Source organism: Micromonospora sp. NPDC049107, assembly GCF_040648595.1.
GTDB lineage: Bacteria > Actinomycetota > Actinomycetes > Mycobacteriales > Micromonosporaceae > Micromonospora.
The window spans coordinates 93172-111556 of the sequence record NZ_JBEZEC010000004.1 but is presented as its reverse complement, the minus strand read 5'-3'; the positions used below and the strand labels follow the sequence as shown (position 1 = coordinate 111556).

The window sequence follows — 18385 nt, the reverse complement described above, 5'->3', positions numbered from 1 at the left end:
GAGCGTACCCTAGGGTACGAGTTGCGTCGATTGGTGCGTCGATATTTGAGGAGGGCCCGTGGACACCGATCTCACCGCTGCCTATGACCGGTGCCGTGAGCTGCACAAACGTCACGGCCGCACCTACTATCTCGCCACCCGGCTGCTCCCCGCGTGGAAACGGCGACACGTGCACGCCCTCTACGGATTCACGCGGTACGCCGACGAGATCGTCGACAGCACCGAGGCCCTCCCACCTGCCGAGCGGGCCGCCCTGCTCGACGACTGGGCCAGCCGGTTCGTGGCTGGCCTGCACGGCGCGTCGGTTGACGACCCGCTGCTGCCGGCCGTGCTGCACACGATCGCCATCTTCGATCTGGACCGGGACGACTTCGCGTCGTTTCTCAAGAGCATGGCGATGGACCTGACGGTCACCTCGTACCCGACATACGACCACCTGCTCGACTACATGGAGGGTTCGGCGGCGGTGATCGGCACGATGATGTTGCCGATCCTGGGCAGCTCCGACCCGGCGGCGGCCCGCGAGCCGGCCCGGCAGCTCGGCTTCGCCTTCCAGCTCACCAACTTCATCCGGGACGTCGCCGAGGACCTCGACCGGGGCCGCACCTACCTCCCTGACGAGGACCTGGCGAAGTTCGGCGTCACCCGCGAGGAGCTGATCGAGGCCCGCGACCGAGGGCAGGGCACGCCCCGCACCCGCGAGTTGATCGAGTACGAGGTGACCCGGGCCCAGGCGCACTACGCCGCCGCCGCGCCCGGCATCACCATGCTCGCTCCCGCCTCGCAGGCGTGCATGCGCACGGCGTACGCGCTCTACGGCGGCATCCTCGACGAGGTGGCCGCGCAGGACTACGACGTGTTCGCCCGTCGCGCCCTGGTGCCGCAGCGGCGACGGATGGCGGTGGCCGCGCGTGCTCTGCTGACGTCGACGGGTACCCCGGTCACGATCCCGGGCCCGACGGTCCAGCCGGCGGCCCCGTGAGCGGGGGCACCGCGGTCGTGCTCTTCACCCGCGACCTGCGGGTACACGACCACCCGGCGCTGGCGACGACCTGCGCGGCGTTCGACCGGGTGGTGCCGTTGTACGTGCTCGACCCGACCCTGGCCGGGTTGTCGGCCAACCGCACCCGGTTCCTGCACCAGGCGCTCGCCGACCTGCGGGACGCGCTGCGCGAGCGCGGCGGCGACCTGGTGGTGCGGCGCGGCGACCCGGTGGCCGAGACGATCGGGCTGGCCGGCAAGGTCGGTGCCACCGCCGTGGCGCTCTCCGCCGACGTCAGCCACTACGCCCGCCGGCGGGAGCGCCGACTGCGGGCCGAGTGCGAGCGGCACCGGCTGCACCTGCGGCTCTTTCCGGGGCTGACGGTCGTCGAGCCGGGCGCCCTGCGGCCCGGCGGCGGAGGCGACCACTACCGGGTGTTCAGCCCCTACCACCGGGCGTGGGCCGCCGCCCGGTGGCGCGAGGAGTTGGCCGCGCCGCGCCGCATCGTGCTGCCCGACGGGGTGAGCGTGGGCGGGTTGCCGGCGCTGCCGGCGGGGGAGTCACCGGACGCGGCCGTCGGCGGCGAACGCGTCGCCCGGCAGCGGCTCGCCGACTGGCTGCCCGAGCTGGGCCGGTACGACGACCAGCACGACGACATGGCCGGCGACGACACCTCCCGCCTCAGCCCGTACCTGCGCTTCGGTTGCGTGTCGCCGATGTCGGTGGCCAACCGGGCCGGCGACCGGTCCGGTCCGTTCGTGCGGCAGATCTGCTGGCGCGACTTCTACTACCAGGTCACCGCCGCGTTCCCGCAGATCTCGACGGCCGCGTACCGGCGGGGCGCCACCGAAGAGTGGCGCTACGACGATGACGCCCGCACGGCCTGGGCCGAGGGCCGGACGGGCATGCCGATCGTGGACGCCGGGATGCGGCAGATGCGGGCCCAGGGTTGGCAGCACAACCGGGCCCGGCTGATCACCGCCGGTTACCTCACCAAGCACCTGGGGCAGGACTGGCGGGCCGGCGTACAGGTCTTCTTCCGCTGGCTCCTCGACGGCGACGTGGCCAACAACTCCGGCAACTGGCAGTGGGTCGCCGGCACCGGTAACGACACCAAGCCGTACCGGGGGTTCAACCCGGTCCGGCAGGCCGAGCGGTACGACCCGGCCGGCGACTACGTACGCCGGTGGGTGCCGGAGTTGGCGCAGGTGTCGGGCAAGGCCATCCACCAGCCGTGGAAGCTGCCCGACGACCTTCGCCGCGCGCTTGACTATCCGCCGCCGCTCACCGTGCCCGGCACCGATCCGGTCTGGCTGCGCTGATCAGAGGCAGGAGTGCAGCACCTCGGCCAACTCGTCGACCCGGTCGTGTTCGGCGAGCTGTGCCGTGACGTACGCGAGCGTGTAGCCGCGTACCGGGTCGGCCCAGGCGCTGCTGCCGCCGAGCCCGCCCATGCCCCAACTGAGGTCGGGTTCCCACTGCATGCCCAGCGTCCACCGGACCCGGCGGTCCAGCACCACGTCCGGGCCGTCGTACTGGACCCGGGTCGCCTCGTCGAGAAGGGCGGGGCTGAACAGCCGTACGCCGTCCAGGACGCCGCCGGCCAGCAGACCCGCGTAGAGCCGGCCCAGGCCGACGGAGGTGGCGTGCAGGTTGACCGCCGGCATCTCGGCACCCCGCCACAGCGGACTGTTCAGCACGGCGAGGTCCAGCCCACCGGCCGGGTTGCCCAACGCCCTCGCCCGCAGGGTCTCCGGCTCGCCCAGTTTGCGGATCGGCCACTCCGGGTCGCCGTAGCGCAGGTCCGCGCAGCGCCGTTGGTCCGTCTCGGCCAGCCCGAACCCGAGGTCGAGCTGCCACGGGCCGGCGATCTCGTCGGCGAGGAAGCGGCCCACGCTGCGGCCGTCCACCCGGCGGACCAGCTCGCCCACCAGGTGGCCGTACGTCCAGGCGTGCTCGCCGGCCAGCGTTCCGGGCGGCCATTCGGGCTCGGCGGCGGCCAGGTCGCCGGCGAGCAGCGCCCAGTCCGCGACCGCGCTGGCCGGCCGGGGCACCGGGAACGCCGGCAGCCCGGCGGTGTGCGACAACACGTGCCGCACGGTGGCCGGGGTACGGAACTCCGGCCAGTACCGCTGCACGGGCGAGTCCAGGTCGACCCGGCCCCGGTCGACGAGTAGCAGCAGGCACAGCGCGGCCACCGGCTTACCGACCGAGTAGACGTTGACCAGCGTGTCCGGTCGCCACGGTTGGCCGGACGGCCCGTCACCGGCGCGGAACCCGCCCACCAGGTCGACCACCGGCTGGCCGTCGTACCAGATGGTGAGGCTGGCACCGGTCTCCCGGCCGGCGGTCAGCAGGTCGTGGAAGCAGTCCCGGACGGGGGCGAAGCGTGCGTGCATCGGATCACCGTAGGCGCTCCGGAGCGGTACGCCCGCCGACTTTCCGGACCCCGGTGGTCGGGACGGTGCCGTTGGGGGATGCTGTTCCGGTGGCGGAGCCGGAGCTGGTGGATGTTGTCGTGGTGGGCCTCGGGGTGGGCGGCGAGGAGGTGGCCGAGCGACTCGCCGAGGCCGGCCTGAGCGTCGTCGGTGTCGAGCGGGACCTCGTCGGCGGCGAGTGCCCGTACTGGGGCTGCATCCCGAGCAAGATGATGATCAGGGCCGCCAACGCGCTCGCCGAGGCGCGTCGGGTCGACGGGCTGGCGGGCACGGCGCAGGTCCAGCCGGACTGGGCGCCGGTGGCGAAGCGGATCCGCGAGGAGGCCACCGACACCTGGGACGACAAGGTCGCGGTCGACCGGTTCACCGGCAAGGGTGGCCGGTTCGTCCGGGGTAGTGGCCGGCTCGACGGCCCGGCGCGCGTCCGCGTCGGCGACCAGGTGTTCCAGGCCCGGCACGGCATCGTCCTGGGCACCGGCACCCGGCCCTCGGTGCCGCCGATCGACGGCCTGGCCGACACGCCGTACTGGACCAACCACCAGGCGATCGAGGTCGAGGAGCTGCCGGAGTCGCTGCTGGTGCTCGGTGGTGGCGCGATCGGGCTGGAACTGGCCCAGGTCTTCGCGCGCTTCGGCGTCCGTGTCACCGTGGTGGAGGCGTTGGACCGGGTGCTGGCCGTGGAGGAGCCGGAGGCTTCCGACGTTGCCGCCGCCGCGCTGCGCGCCGACGGCGTCGAGATCCACACCGGGGTACGCGCCGAACGGGTCGACCATGACGGTGACCGTTTCACGCTGCACGGCGGTGGTGGGGCGGAGTTCACCGCCGAGCGCCTGCTCGTCGTCACCGGGCGTCGGGCGCACCTGGAGGAGTTGGGGCTGGACACCGTCGGCGTCGACGCCGAGCAGCGTTACCTGCCGGTGGACGACCGGATGCACGTCACCGAGGGCATCTGGGCGGTGGGTGACCTGACCGGCGAGGGGGCGTTCACGCACATCGCCATGTACCAGGCGGCCATCGTGGTGTCCGACGTCCTCGCCCACTACCGGCAGGCGACCGCCGGCCCGGACGCGAGCGGGACCGCCAGCGTGGTCGGCGGTGCGATGGGTTCCTCCAGTTCGCTGGCCGCCAGCGGATCGAGCGGCTCGGCCGGTACCGTCCCGCGCGCCGACTACCGCGCGCTGCCCCGGGTGACCTTCACCGATCCCGAGGTCGGCGCCGTGGGGCTGACCGAGCGGCAGGCCCGCGAACGCGGGATCAACGTGCAGGTCGGGTTCACCAAGCTCAGCAGCTCGACCCGGGGCTGGATCCACCGGGTCGGCGACGAGGGCTTCATCAAGCTCGTCGCGGACGCCGACCAGGGCGTGCTGATCGGCGCGACGTCGGTCGGCCCGGCCGGTGGCGAGGTGCTGTCGGCGCTCGTGGTGGCGGTGCACGCGGCCGTGCCGCTGAGCCAACTGCGGCACATGATCTACGCGTACCCCACGTTCCACCGTGCCATCGAGGACGCGCTGCGCGATCTGTCCTGACGACGAACCGGTTGAAGCCTGGCGAGCTGCGACAGTTGCACCGCAAAATCTGACCGTTTCACGGTTCATTTCTTTCATTTCTGTGACGTACGATTGCGGCCGTGACCAAGCGGTTGACTGAAGTTGCCAAGAAGGCGGGCGTCAGCGAGGCCACCGTCAGCCGGGTGCTCAACGGTCGGGACGGTGTCTCGGAGGCGACCCGGACGGCGGTGCTGACCGCGCTCGACGTGCTCGGCTACGAGCGGCCGACCAAGCTGCGCGGTGAGCGTGCCCGGCTGGTCGGGCTGGTGCTGCCCGAGTTGCAGAACCCGATCTTCCCAGCGCTCGCCGAGGTGGTGACCGGGACGCTCGCCCAGCGCGGCTACACGCCGGCCCTGTGCGCCCGCACCATCGGCGGCGTGTCCGAGATGGACTACGTCGAGATGCTCCTCGACCACCAGGTGTCCGGCGTGATCTTCGCCGGCGGCTCGTACGCGCTCGCCGACGCCCGGCACGACCACTACCGACGGCTGACCGACCGGGGCCTCCCGGTGGTGCTGGTCAACGCCGGTGTGGACGAGCTGGGCTTTCCCCGGGTCTCGACCGACGACGCGGTGGCGGTGGAGCAGGCGTACGGGCATCTGCGCTCGCTCGGCCACGAGCGGATCGGGATGGTGCTCGGCCCGGAGGGGCACGTGCCGTCCCGCCGCAAGCTGGACGCGATGGTGCAGGCCGCCGACTGGAGTGACGCCGAACGGGAGTGCGTCGAGCGTTCCAGCTTCTCGATGGAGGGCGCCCGGGTCGCCGCGACGAAGCTGGTCGAGCGGGGCGTGACCGGCATCATCTGCGCCAGCGACGTCCTGGCTCTGGGCACGATCCGGGCCGCCCGGCGGCTGGGTCGTGCGGTGCCGACGGACATCTCGGTGGTGGGCTTCGACGACTCCGCGTTCATGACCTGCACCGATCCGCCGCTGACCACTGTCCGGCAGCCGATCGAGACGATGGGACAGGCGGCGGTGGACCTGCTGGTGACCCAGATCGAGGGTGCCGGCGTCCTGCAGGACGAGCTGCTGTTCGAGCCGGAGCTGGTGGTCCGCGGCTCGACCGCGCCCGCACCCCGCCGGTGATCGCGCTCCTGGCCCACTGACCGACCTTCCCCGAAGGCCGTCGACCGCTCTCGCGGTCGACGGCCTTTTTGGTGCGCAAGTAGCCGCATAACGGGCGCAATCCCGCATCCTGTCGTCGTCTGTCGCCCCGATGTCGAGTCCTTTCAAAACCTCGTCGACACCTTGCTGAAATGAGTCGTGCTCGTTACAGTGACTCCACTCACACCTGGCTTCGGCGCAGCTACAGGGCGTCAGGTCGTATCACCGCAGATCAGCGCATCTCATGGAGACACCCGTTCCCGAAGGGATGGACAGATGTCCGTACCGCAATACCGAAGGGCTGCGACGCTGGCGCTCGTGGCCGGCCTGGGGTTCAGCCTCACGGCATGCTCCACGAAGAGTGACGACAAGGACTCGACCGCCGGCGGCAAGGTCACCATCACCGTCGACTGCCAGCCGGTCGGCGCGCAGAAAGAGCTGTTGAAGAACTGGAACGACGACGTTGCCGAGTTCCAGAAGCAGAACCCGGACATCGTCATCAAGAGCGTGAGCGTCGGCGAGCAGTGCAACAACCCGCCGGACTTCACCGCCCGCCTGGCCGGCGGCACCGTGACCGACGTGTTCTACGGGTACATGACGGATCTTCAGCAGGTGCTCGACTCCGGTCAGGCGATGGACATCTCCCAGTACGTCAACAAGGACACGATCTCCACCTGGGACAGCGTCGACCCGGCGCTCAAGGAGGTCTTCACCGACGGCGGCAAGCTCTACGCCGTACCGGTGAAGAACTACTCGATGGGCCTGGTCTACAACAAGGTCCTGTTCCAGCAGGCCGGGTTGGACGTCAACAACCCGCCCAAGACGTGGGGCGAGGTCCGGGCCGCCGCCAAGAAGATCTCGGCGCTCGGCAACGGCATCGCCGGCTACTCGGAGTACAGCGCCGGCAACACCGGCGGCTGGCACTTCACCTCGCTGCTCTACTCGCAGGGCGGCCAGGTGCTCACGGCCGACGGCAAGAAGGCCGACTTCAACAACCCGATGGGTAAGCAGGTCCTGCAGAACATCAAGGACATGCGGTACGGCGACAACAGCATGGGCTCCCGTCAGCTGCTCCAGTGGGGTGACCTGCTCACCAACGCCGGCGCGGGCAAGGTCGGCATGTTCATCGGCGCGCCGGACGCCACCCAGGCGATCGTCAGCCAGTTCCAGGGCAAGTTCCAGGACTGGGCGATGAGCCCGCTGCCCGGCCAGGACGGTCCGGCGAAGGGCACGCTCGGCGGTGGCGAGGGCTACTTCTTCAAGAAGGACCTCTCTCCCGAGCAGGTCAAGGCCGGTCTGAAGTGGATCGCGTACCAGAAGCTGACCCCCGGCAAGGGCCAGTTCGACTACGTGCGCGCCAAGCCGCAGAACTACCCGGTGGGTCTGCCGCAGCCGCTGCTGTTCGCCAACGGCAGTGAGGTGCAGAAGCAGGAACTCGAGCTGCGCAAGGCCAACGCCAACGTCGACACCACGAACTTCGCCCTCTTCGAGGCGACCCCGGTGCCGATCAAGGGCGAGCCGCGTAACGCCCAGGCGATCTACGCGGTGCTCGACGCCGCGATGTCCGGGGTGCTGACGAACCCGAACGCGAACATCGACGCGCTGCTCAAGACGGCCGAAGAAAAGGTCAACCAGCTCCTCGCCGCGGAGAGCTGATCCGCAGGTGTGGGGGCCGTCGCACCGGCCCCCACACCCCGGCGCCGTACCGTCCGCCCCACCGATCTCCGCAGGAGTGTGCCGTGGCGATCACCGCCGCCCCCCAGGCCCCCGGGAAACCGGGCCGCCCGATGCCGTCGTACGCGGCAGGGCCGAAGCAGCGTACGAGCCTCGGCCGCAAGGTACGGGACAACCTCACCGGGCACGCCTTCCTGATCGGCGCCGTGCTCTGCTTCCTGGTCTTCTCCTGGTACCCGATGGTCCGTGGCGTCGTCATGAGCTTCCAGCGGACCCGGCGCGGCGAGACGACCTGGGTGGGCTGGGACAACTACACCCGCCTCCTCGCCGACCCCAGCTTCTGGCCGGCATGGAAGAACACCTTCTACTTCACGCTGCTCGCGCTCGTGCTCGGGTACGCGGTGCCGTTCTTCGTGGCGATCCTGCTCAACGAGTTCCGGCACGCCAAGGGCTACCTGCGGATCCTGGTCTACCTGCCGGTGATGCTGCCGCCGGCCTCGGCCCTGTACCTCTTCAAGTTCTACGCGTACGACCCCAGCGAGGCCGGGCTGTTCAACGCGATCCTCAAGGCGCTGCACCTGCCGACGTCGCAGTGGATGCAGTCGCCGGAGATGACGATGCCGGCCATGGTGATCGCGTCCACCTGGATGAACATGGGCGGCGCTGTGCTGATCTACCTGGCGTCACTGCAGAACATCCCCGGCGAACTGTACGAGGCCGCCGAGCTCGACGGCGCCGGGATCTTCAAGCGGATCCGCCACGTGACGATCCCGCAGACCCGGCTCATCCTCGCGCTCCTGGCGATGATCCAGATCGTCGCCACGATGCAGCTCTTCATCGAGCCACTGATCCTCGCCAACGGCGCGGGCGCGGAGGATTCCGCGACCACCGTGGCGTACCTCATCTACCAGCACGGGTTCTTCCAGAACGACCTCAACGGCGCGGCCGCACTCGGCGTGCTCATGCTCGTGGTGCTGGCCGGCTTCTCCGCCGTGTACGTGCGGCTGACTGCGAAACAGGACTAGGACGGCGCGCAATGGCACAGGACTCCGGAACCCGGACCCTCATCTCGCATGCCCAGATCAGCCGAGGGCGCGGGCGGGTCATCTACTGGACGCTGCTGGTCGTCGTCGTGACGGCGTTCACGCTCGTCTTTATCGGGCCGCTCTACTGGATGGTCACCGGCGCGCTCAAGTCCGGCCAGGAGATCGCGCAGACCCCACCCACGCTGTTCCCGAAGGACCCGCAGCCGCAGAACTACATCGACGCCTGGAACAACCTGGAACTCGCCAAGCTGCTGTTCAACACGTTCTACTACGCGATCGGCGCGGTGCTGTTCCAGCTTGTCCTCGACGCGGCCGCCGCGTACTCGTTGTCGAAACTGCGACCGATCTTCGGCAACGTGATTCTCGGGCTGATGCTCGCCACGCTGATGATTCCGGCAATGGTGCTCATCGTCCCCCAGTACGTGACCGTGATCGACCTGCCGATCCTGCACATCAACCTGCTCGACTCGCCGTTCGCCATCTGGCTGCCGCTGGTGGCGAACGCATTCAACATCTTTCTGCTGAAGCGATTCTTCGATTCGATTCCCGAAGAATTGATGGCGGCGGCCCTGGTCGACGGGGCGACGTCGCTGCGGACGCTCTGGTCGATCATCCTGCCGATGTCCCGCCCGATCCTCGGCGTCGTCGCGATCCTGGCCATGACGGCGGTCTGGAAGGACTTCCTCTGGCCGAAGCTGGTCATGCCCTCACCGGAGACCCGGACGGTCAGTGTCGGCATCTACTCCTTCGCGGGCGGTACGCCCATGAACATCGTGATCGCCGCGTCGGTCATCGCCGCCATCCCGACCGTTATCGTCTTCCTGATCTTCCAGCGGAACATCATGTCTGGCCTGACCGCCGGCAGCATCAAGGGATAGCCACCACCGAAGACAGCGGAGCGAACAACGGCCGTTCGTCCGACACACAATCGCCACCGGCGTACCCGGCGACGTACTGACGCAGAAAGCAGGTGCTCGTGTCCACAGCAGACAGCAGTCCGTGGTGGCGTGGAGCCGTTATCTATCAGGTGTACCCACGCAGCTTCGCCGACGGCAACGGTGACGGCATCGGTGACATCGCAGGTATCCGCTCCCGCCTGAACCACCTGTCCGCGCTTGGCATCGACGCGATCTGGTTCAGTCCCTGGTATCCGTCGCCGATGGCCGACGCCGGGTACGACGTGTCCGACTACCGCGACATCGATCCGGTCTTCGGCACGCTCGCCGAGGTCGAGGCGCTGATCGCGGAGGCGCACGAGCTGGGCATCCGGACGATCGTCGACGTGGTGCCCAACCACTGCTCCGACGCGCACCCGTGGTTCCAGGCCGCGCTGGCCGGCGGTCCGGGGGCGCCCGAGCGGGACCTGTTCTGGTTCCGCCCCGGGCGGGGCCCGAACGGCGACCAGCGGCCCACCGACTGGGTGGGTGAGTTCGGCGGCGAGACGTGGACCCGCACCACCAACCCGGACGGCACGCCCGGCGACTGGTACCTGCACCTCTTCGCCCCCCAGCAGCCGGACTTCAACTGGGACCACCCCCGGGTACGGGCCGAGTTCGAGGACATCCTGCGGTTCTGGTTCGACCGGGGCGTCGACGGCATCCGGATCGACTCCGCCGGCCTGCTCGTGAAGGACGGGACGCTGCCCGAGGTCGAGCCGGACCGGCCGCACCCGTTCCACGACCTCGACGGGGTGCACGACATCTACCGGGGCTGGCGGCGGGTCGCCGACTCGTACGCCGACCGCGCGCTGATCGGTGAGGTGTGGTTGCCGGACCGGCAACGGTTCGCCAACTACCTGCGCCCCGACGAACTGCACGCCGCGTTCAACTTCGACTTCCTCGGCTGCGCCTGGGACGCCTCCGCGCTGCGGGAGAGCATCGACGGCACGCTGAGCGCGCACGCGCCGGTCGGCGCGCCCGCCACCTGGGTGCTCTCCAACCACGACGTGACCCGGCACGTCACCCGCTACGGCCGGGCGGACACCACGTTCAGCTTCGCCGCGAAGCGCGAGGGGATCCCCACCGACCTGGAGCTGGGCACCCGGCGGGCGCGGGCCGCCGCGCTGCTGTCACTGTCGCTGCCCGGCGCCGCCTACGTCTACCAGGGCGAGGAGCTGGGGCTCTGGGAGGTCGAGGACATCCCGTACGCGATGCGGCAGGACCCGATGTGGGAACGCTCCGGACGGGTCGACCCCGGGCGGGACGGCTGCCGGGTGCCGCTGCCCTGGGCCGGTGACGAGCCGCCCTTCGAGTTCAGCCCGGAAGGCTCGGCGGCGCCCTGGTTGCCCCAGCCGGCCGACTGGAAGGACCGGACGGCGCTGGCGCAGACCGGCGACGCGGCCTCGATGCTGGAGCTGTACCGGGAGGCCATCCACGTCCGGCGCGCCGAGGCGGCGCTCGGCGACGGCGAGTTGACCTGGCTGCCCGCCCCGGACGGCGTGCTGGCCTTCAGCCGCGGCGGCGGCTTCCACTGCCTCGTCAACCTCACCGACGCGGCCGTGCCGATGCCCGTCGACGGGGAGGTGCTGCTGGCCAGCGGCCCCCTCGACGACGGGCTGCTGCCGTCGGACACCGCCGTCTGGCTGCGTACCCCCGACGAGGCCGACGGACCGCGCGCGGACGCCGCCGCCCTGACCTGATCCGACCCGACGTGGTGGGGGGGGGGCCCGCCCCCCCCCCCGCCCCCCCCCCCCCCCCCCCCCCCCCCCCCCCGGGGGGGGGGGGGGCCCCCCCCCCCCCCCCCGCCACCACACCACCCGCCCACCGCGCCCACGAAGGGAGTACGAGGGACCGCCACACCGCACCGACACGGGGGACCTGGCCTGCCTGACGAAAGGGAGAGCGCAGCTCATGGCCAACCACACCACCGGCACTCCGCCCCACCTTCGACACCCGGCCCGGGCAGGGTTGGCCGCCATCGCCGCCACCCTGCTCGCGGCCACCACCCTGACCGCCCTCGCGGTCACCGGCAGTGCCACCCCGGCCTCGGCGGCCGGGTTGTCCCCCTTCGACATCTCCGGCCGGGGCGCCACCGTCCCCTTTCTTGAGCAGGAGGCGGAGAAGGCCGCGCACAACGGCACGAAGATCGGCCCGGACCGGCGCTACGGCACGCTGCCGTCGGAGGCGTCCGGCCGGGAGGCGGTCACCCTCGACGCCGTCGGTGAGTACGTCGAGTTCACGCTCACCGCTCCGGCCAACGCGGTCACCTTCCGGTACAGCCTGCCGGACAACTCCTCGGGCACGGGCCGGGACGCCACCATCGACCTGCGGGCCAACGGCAACCTGCTGAAGTCGGTCCCGGTCACGTCGAAGTACGGCTGGTACTACGGCGGCTACCCCTTCAACAACAACCCGGGCGACACCAACCCGCACCACTTCTACGACGAGACCCGGGCGTTGTTCGGCAGCACCCAGCCGGCCGGCACGAAGATCCGGTTGCAGGTCTCCTCGACCGCCCAGTCACCCACCTTCACGATCGACCTGGCCGACTTCGAGGTGGTCGCGCCGATCGCGAAGCCCTCCGGTGTCATCGATGTGGTCACCGACTTCGGCGCGGACCCGACCGGCGCGACCGACTCGACCGCTAAGTTCCAGGCGGCGGTCGACGCCGGCAAGGCCCAGGGCCGGGCGGTCTGGATCCCGACCGGCACGTTCACCCTCTGGGACCACGTGGTGGTCGACGGGGTGACCCTGCGCGGCGCCGGCCCCTGGTACTCGGTGCTCGGCGGCCGGCACCCCACCGACCGCAAGCGGGCTGCCGGCATCTACGGCAAGTACGTCCCCGGCGGCGGCTACACCGGTGAGATCCGGTCGCACGAGGCGAACGGGCCGAGCCGCAACGTCACCCTGCGGGACTTCGCCATCATCGGCGACATCCGCGAACGGGTGGACGACGACCAGGTCAACGCGCTGGGCGGGGCGATGACCAACTCGGTGGTGGACAACCTCTGGTTGGAGAACACCAAGGTCGGCGCGTGGATGGACGGGCCGATGGACAACTTCACCATCCGCAACAGCCGGATCCTCGACCAGACCGCGGACGGGGTGAACTTCCACACCGGCGTCACCAACTCGACGGTGACCAACACGTTCGTCCGCAACACCGGCGACGACGCGCTCGCCATGTGGGCGCAGAGCGTGCCGAACGTCAACAACTCGTTCACGCACAACACCATCGGTGTGACGCTGCTGGCGAACCACCTGGTCAGCTACGGCGGCCGGGACATCAAGATCACTGACAACGTGACGGCCGACTCGTTGACCAACGGCGGCGGCATCCACGTCGCCAACCGCTACCCGGGTGTGCAGGGCGACACCGCCGTCCGGGGCACCTGGACGATCGCCCGGAACACGCTGATCCGCAACGGCAACTCGGACTACAACTGGAACTTCGGCGTCGGGGCGATCTGGTTCTCCGCCCTGAACGAGGCGTTCCAGCAGGCCACCATCAACATCACCGACACCGACATCCTGGACAGCTCGTACGCGGCGCTGCACTGGATCGAGGGTCAGACCAGCGGCATCAACCTCACCAACGTCCGGATCGACGGCGCCGGCACGTACGCGCTCCAGGTGCAGGCACCCAGCCAGGTGTCGTTCACCAACGTGCGGGCCACCAACATCGCCCAGAGCAACCCGATGCACAACTGCGTGGGTGGCGGCTTCCAGATCACCCAGGGCTCGGGCAACTCGGGCTGGTACACCTCGACCCCGTACTGCGGCCCGTGGCCGGAACCGCAGTGGGGTGGTGGGCCCAGCACCCCGCCGACCACCGGCCCGACCACCGCGCCGCCCACGACCGCGCCGCCGACCACCGCGCCGCCGACCACCGCGCCTCCGACGACCCCGCCGCCCACCGGTGGGAACCTGGCGCTGAACCGGTCGACGGTCGCGACCAGCACCAACCAGAGCTACACGGCGGGCAACGTGGTGGACGGCAACGCCTCGACCTACTGGGAGAGCGCCAACAACGCCTTCCCGCAGTCGGTCACCGTCGACCTGGGCGCGGTCCGCTCGGTCGACCGGGTGGTGCTCAAGCTGCCCGCCGGCTGGGAGCAGCGCACCGAGACACTGTCGGTGCTCGGCTCCACGGACGGTTCGTCGTACGGCACGCTGGCGTCGTCCGCCGGTCGGGTCTTCGCACCCGGCTCGGGCAACACCGTGTCGATCGGGCTGCCCTCCGGTGACCGCCGCTACATCCGGGTCACCGTGACCGGCAACACCGGCTGGCCGGCCGCGCAGCTCAGCGAGGTCGAGGTGTACGGCGGCACGCAGACCACGGCCCCGCCCACCACCGCGCCCCCGACGACCACCCCGCCCCCGACCACGCCGGCCCCCACCGGCAACCTGGCGGCGGGACGGTCGATCACCGAGACCAGCCACTCCGACGTCTACGCCGGGTCCAACGCGGTGGACGGCAACGCGAACACCTACTGGGAGAGCGCCAACAACGCCTTCCCGCAGTCGCTGACCGTCGACCTGGGCGCGACCCGAACGGTGTCCCGGGTCGTACTGAAGCTGCCGCCGTCGTCGGCCTGGCAGACGCGCACGCAGAACCTGGCGGTGCTCGGCTCCACCGACGGCTCGTCGTTCAACACCCTCAAGGCGTCCGCCGGCTACACCTTCAACCCGTCCAGCGGCAACACGGTCACCGTGACCTTCACGGCGACCAGCCAGCGGTACCTGCGCCTGACCGTCACCGGCAACACGGGCTGGCCCGCCGGTCAGCTCAGCGAGTTCGAGGTCTACTCCAGCTAGGCCGACGGCCCCCGCCCGACCAGGGCGGGGGCCACCGCACCGTCCCCCACCTGTCGCGGCACGACGGGCGTACCCCTGCGCCCGTCACCGGGCAACGCACCCCACACCACCCCCGAAAGAGGTGTAGCGACCGATGTCCAGAAACGGCCCCACCCGAGGCACCCCGCGAACCGGCTCGCCCGGTTCGACCGTCCGAGCCGACCGATCGCCGGCCCGCCGCCGACTGCTCGCCGGCACGCTCGCCGGACTGCTCCTCGCCGCCGCTCCCGCCGTCACCCCCGCGACCGCGGCCCCGGCGGCGACGCCCGCCTCCGCACCCGCGGGTTCCGCCCGCGCGGCCCTGCTCGCCGGGCTCTCGGCCACCATGAGCGCCAGCAGCTACAACCAGAACTACGTGGCGAGCAACGCGAACGACGGCAACGCCTCGACCTACTGGGAGAGCGCCAACAACGCGTTCCCGCAGTGGATCCAGGCCGACCTGGGCGCCACGGTCGGCGTGGACCGGGTCGTGCTGAAGCTGCCGCCGTCGTCGGACTGGCAGACGCGTACGCAGACGCTGTCGGTGCTCAGCTCCACCAACGGCTCGACCTTCAGCACCCTGAAGTCGTCGGCCGACTACACCTTCAACCCGAGCAGCGGCAACACCGCGACCGTCAGCTTCACCGCCGCCAGCACCCGCTACGTCCGGGTGCAGGTCACCGGCAACACCGGCTGGCCGGCCGCGCAGCTCTCCGAAGTGGAGGTGTACGGATCCAGCGGCAGCACCGACACCCAGGCCCCCAGCGCCCCCGGCAACCTGGCGTACACCCAGCCGGCCAGCGGTCAGATCCGGCTCACCTGGTCGGCGTCGAGCGACAACGTCGGGGTGACCGGGTACGACGTCTACGCCAACGGCGCGCTGCGCGGCAGCGTCAGCGGCTCGACGCTGACGTACACCGACAGCCAGGCGGACAGCGCCACGGTCTCGTACTACGTGCGGGCCAAGGACGCGGCCGGCAACCAGTCGTCGAACAGCAACACGGTGACCCGTACCGGCACCGGTAACCCGCCCACCGGGAGCAACCTGGCGGTCGGCAAGCCGATCACCGCCTCCGGCTACGTGCACACGTTCGTGGCGACCAACGCCAACGACAACAACGTGGCCACCTACTGGGAGGGCAACGGCAACCCGAGCACGCTGACCGTGCAGCTCGGCGCGAACGCCAGCCTCAGCCAGATCGTGCTGAAGCTCAACCCGGACTCGGCGTGGGGTACGCGTACCCAGAACATCACCGTGCTCGGCCGGGACCAGGGCTCGTCGAGCTTCACCACGTTGGTCGGCGCGACGAACTACACGTTCAACCCGGGCAGCGGCAACACGGTGACCATCCCGGTCTCCGGCGCGGCGGCCGACGTACGCCTCTCGATCGCCTCGAACACCGGCGCCCCGGCCGGTCAGGTGGCCGAGTTCCAGGTCTTCGGCACCCCCGCGCCGAACCCGGACCTCACCGTCACCGGCATGTCGTTCAGCCCGTCCGCACCCGTCGAGACCAGCACCGTCACGCTCTCGGCGACCGTGCGGAACGCCGGATCGGCGGCCTCCGCCGCGACCAACGTCAACTTCTACCTGGGCTCCACCCGGGTCGGCACCGCGTCGGTCGGTGCCCTCGCGGCCGGCGCGTCGACCACGGTCAGCGCCAGCATCGGCACCCGCGACGCGGGCAGCTACCCGCTCAGCGCGAAGGTCGACGAGTCGAACACCGTCGTCGAGCAGGACGACACCAACAACAGCTACTCCAACCCCAGCCCGCTGGTCGTCAGCCCGGTCGCCACCAGTGACCTGGTCGCCTCCTCGGTCGCCTGGTCGCCGGGGAACCCGTCGGCCGGCAACACCGTCACGTTCTCGGTGTCGATCCGCAACGCCGGCAGTGTGGCGTCGGCGTCCGGTTCGCACGGCATCACGCTCACCGTTCTCAACGACTCCGGCACCGTGGTCCGTACCCTGACCGGCTCGTACTCCGGTGTGATCAACGCCGGGGCCACCGTCGGCCCGGTCAACCTGGGCACCTGGACGGCGGCGAACGGCAAGTACACCGTCCGGGTCGTGCTCGCCGCCGACGCCAACGAACTGCCGGTGAAGCAGACCAACAACACCTCCGACCAGCCGCTCTTCGTCGGGCGTGGCGCCAACATGCCGTACGACATGTACGAGGCCGAGGACGGCGTGGTCGGCGGCGGCGCGAACGTCGTGGGCCCGAACCGGACCGTCGGCGACGTCGCCGGTGAGGCGTCCGGCCGGCGTGCGGTGACCCTGAACTCGACCGGCGCCTACGTCGAGTTCACCACCCGGGCCAGCACCAACACGCTTGTCACCCGCTTCTCCATCCCGGACGCGGCGGGCGGCGGGGGCATCAACTCGACGCTCAACGTCTACGTCAACGGCACGTTCCACAAGGCCATCGACCTGACGTCCCGCTACGCCTGGCTGTACGGCAACGAGACCAGCCCGGGGAACACTCCGAGCGCGGGCGGACCGCGCCACATCTACGACGAAGCCAACGTCATGCTCAACTCGACCGTGCCGGCCGGCAGCAAGATCCGCCTGCAGAAGGACGCGGCCAACACCACCACGTACGCGATCGACTTCATCAACACCGAGCAGGTGTCGCCGATCGCCAACCCGGACTCGGCGCGGTACGCCACGCCGACCGGCTTCACCCACCAGGACGTGCAGAACGCCCTGGACCGGGTCCGGATGGACACCACCGGCAACCTGATCGGGGTGTACCTGCCCGCCGGCAACTACTCCACCTCGTCCAAGTTCCAGGTGTACGGCAAGGCGGTCCAGGTGACCGGCGCGGGCCCCTGGTACACCCGGTTCAACGCACCGTCCGGCCAGGAGAACACCGATATCGGCTTCCGGGCCGAGAACTCGGCGGCCGGCTCGTCGTTCAAGAACTTCGCGTACTTCGGCAACTACACCTCGCGGATCGACGGTCCGGGCAAGGTGTTCGACTTCTCCAACGTGTCGAACATCGTGATCGACAACATCTGGGCCGAGCACCAGGTCTGCCTCTACTGGGGCGCCAACACCGACTACATGACGATCCGGAACTCACGGATCCGCAACCTGTTCGCCGACGGCGTCAACATGACCAACGGCAGCACCAACAACCTGGTCAGCAACAACGACGCCCGGGCCACCGGCGACGACAGCTTCGCGCTGTTCTCGGCGATCGACGCGGGCGGCGCCGACATGAAGGACAACGTCTACGAGAACCTGACGTCGACGCTGACCTGGCGGGCCGCCGGCGTGGCCGTCTACGGCGGCTACGGCAACACGTTCCGCAACATCTACATCGCGGACACGCTCGTCTACTCCGGCATCACCATCAGCTCGCTCGACTTCGGCTACCCGATGAACGGCTTCGGCGCGAGCCCGCCGACGAAGTTCGAGAACATCTCGATCGTGCGAGCCGGTGGGCACTTCTGGGGTGGGCAGACCTTCCCGGCGATCTGGGTGTTCTCCGCCTCGAAGGTGTTCCAGGGCATCCGCGTCAGCGACGTGGACATCGTCGATCCGACCTACAGCGGCATCATGTTCCAGACCAACTACGTCGGTGGGCAGCCGCAGAACCCGATCACCGACACGGTCTTCACCAACATCTCCATCAGCGGCGCCCGCAAGAGCGGTGACGCCTACGACGCCAAGTCCGGCTTCGGCATCTGGGCCAACCCCATGCCGGAGTCCGGGCAGGGTCCCGCCGTCGGGTCGGTCACCTTCACCAACCTGCGGCTGAGCAACAACGCGGTGGACATCCAGAACCCCACGACGACCTTCACCATCAACCGCAACTGAT

At 70.0% G+C, this 18385-nt stretch carries 11 protein-coding genes; 10 read left to right on the top strand and 1 reads right to left on the bottom strand.

Translation table 11 applies throughout. From position 1 onward, the window contains the following. Positions 1-58 precede the first annotated feature (58 nt). Both AB0B55_RS11620 and AB0B55_RS11615 read left to right on the top strand, forming a co-directional pair. Positions 59-982 (top strand): phytoene/squalene synthase family protein, encoded by a 924-nt coding sequence (locus AB0B55_RS11620; RefSeq protein ID WP_357132054.1) that lies wholly within the window; start codon positions 59-61, stop codon positions 980-982. Further along, positions 979-2304, top strand: a complete 1326-nt coding sequence (locus tag AB0B55_RS11615; RefSeq protein WP_357171657.1) for a deoxyribodipyrimidine photo-lyase — start codon at positions 979-981, stop codon at positions 2302-2304. Before AB0B55_RS11620 ends, AB0B55_RS11615 begins: the two co-directional genes overlap by 4 nt. Here AB0B55_RS11615 and AB0B55_RS11610 read toward each other — a convergent pair whose 3' ends face one another. Further along, positions 2305-3381, bottom strand: coding sequence for a serine hydrolase domain-containing protein (locus tag AB0B55_RS11610; protein WP_357171655.1), 1077 nt, complete (start codon positions 3379-3381; stop codon positions 2305-2307). Between the two features lie 89 nt (positions 3382-3470). On the opposite strand from AB0B55_RS11610, the gene AB0B55_RS11605 reads away from it, so the two are divergent. The 8 genes from AB0B55_RS11605 to AB0B55_RS11570 all read left to right on the top strand — a co-directional run bounded on the left by AB0B55_RS11605 (position 3471) and on the right by AB0B55_RS11570 (position 18384). Next, a complete protein-coding gene (locus tag AB0B55_RS11605; protein ID WP_357171654.1) occupies positions 3471-4946 on the top strand; it encodes an FAD-dependent oxidoreductase in 1476 nt (491 codons plus the stop codon). Positions 4947-5047: 101 nt separating this feature from the next. Continuing rightward, positions 5048-6052, top strand: a complete 1005-nt coding sequence (locus AB0B55_RS11600) for a LacI family DNA-binding transcriptional regulator (RefSeq protein WP_357171652.1) — start codon at positions 5048-5050, stop codon at positions 6050-6052. Between the two features lie 294 nt (positions 6053-6346). After that, positions 6347-7726: an extracellular solute-binding protein gene (locus AB0B55_RS11595; RefSeq protein ID WP_357132038.1), complete on the top strand. Its 1380-nt coding sequence runs from the start codon at positions 6347-6349 to the stop codon at positions 7724-7726. A gap of 83 nt (positions 7727-7809) precedes the next feature. Beyond that, positions 7810-8769: a sugar ABC transporter permease gene (locus tag AB0B55_RS11590; protein ID WP_357132035.1), complete on the top strand. Its 960-nt coding sequence runs from the start codon at positions 7810-7812 to the stop codon at positions 8767-8769. Positions 8770-8780: 11 nt separating this feature from the next. Next, a complete protein-coding gene (locus tag AB0B55_RS11585; protein ID WP_357132032.1) occupies positions 8781-9668 on the top strand; it encodes a carbohydrate ABC transporter permease in 888 nt (295 codons plus the stop codon). Between the two features lie 98 nt (positions 9669-9766). Beyond that, positions 9767-11428: a glycoside hydrolase family 13 protein gene (locus AB0B55_RS11580; RefSeq protein ID WP_357132029.1), complete on the top strand. Its 1662-nt coding sequence runs from the start codon at positions 9767-9769 to the stop codon at positions 11426-11428. 211 nt (positions 11429-11639) lie between these two features. Then, complete coding sequence (locus AB0B55_RS11575) at positions 11640-14546, top strand: discoidin domain-containing protein (protein ID WP_357171650.1); 2907 nt, start codon at positions 11640-11642, stop codon at positions 14544-14546. A 133-nt stretch (positions 14547-14679) separates the two neighbouring features. Beyond that, entirely contained in the window at positions 14680-18384 is a 3705-nt protein-coding gene (locus AB0B55_RS11570) for a discoidin domain-containing protein (RefSeq protein WP_357171649.1), read from the top strand. Position 18385 lies beyond the last annotated feature (1 nt).

Bases quoted from the DNA above. Each gene is read 5' to 3' on its own strand.
- AB0B55_RS11610 (WP_357171655.1), bottom strand. From the start codon at position 3,381: ATGCACGCACGCTTCGCCCCCGTCCGGGACTGCTTCCACGACCTGCTG.
- AB0B55_RS11595 (WP_357132038.1), top strand. From the start codon at position 6,347: ATGTCCGTACCGCAATACCGAAGGGCTGCGACGCTGGCGCTCGTGGCC.
- AB0B55_RS11585 (WP_357132032.1), top strand. From the start codon at position 8,781: ATGGCACAGGACTCCGGAACCCGGACCCTCATCTCGCATGCCCAGATC.
- AB0B55_RS11575 (WP_357171650.1), top strand. From the start codon at position 11,640: ATGGCCAACCACACCACCGGCACTCCGCCCCACCTTCGACACCCGGCC.
- AB0B55_RS11570 (WP_357171649.1), top strand. From the start codon at position 14,680: ATGTCCAGAAACGGCCCCACCCGAGGCACCCCGCGAACCGGCTCGCCC.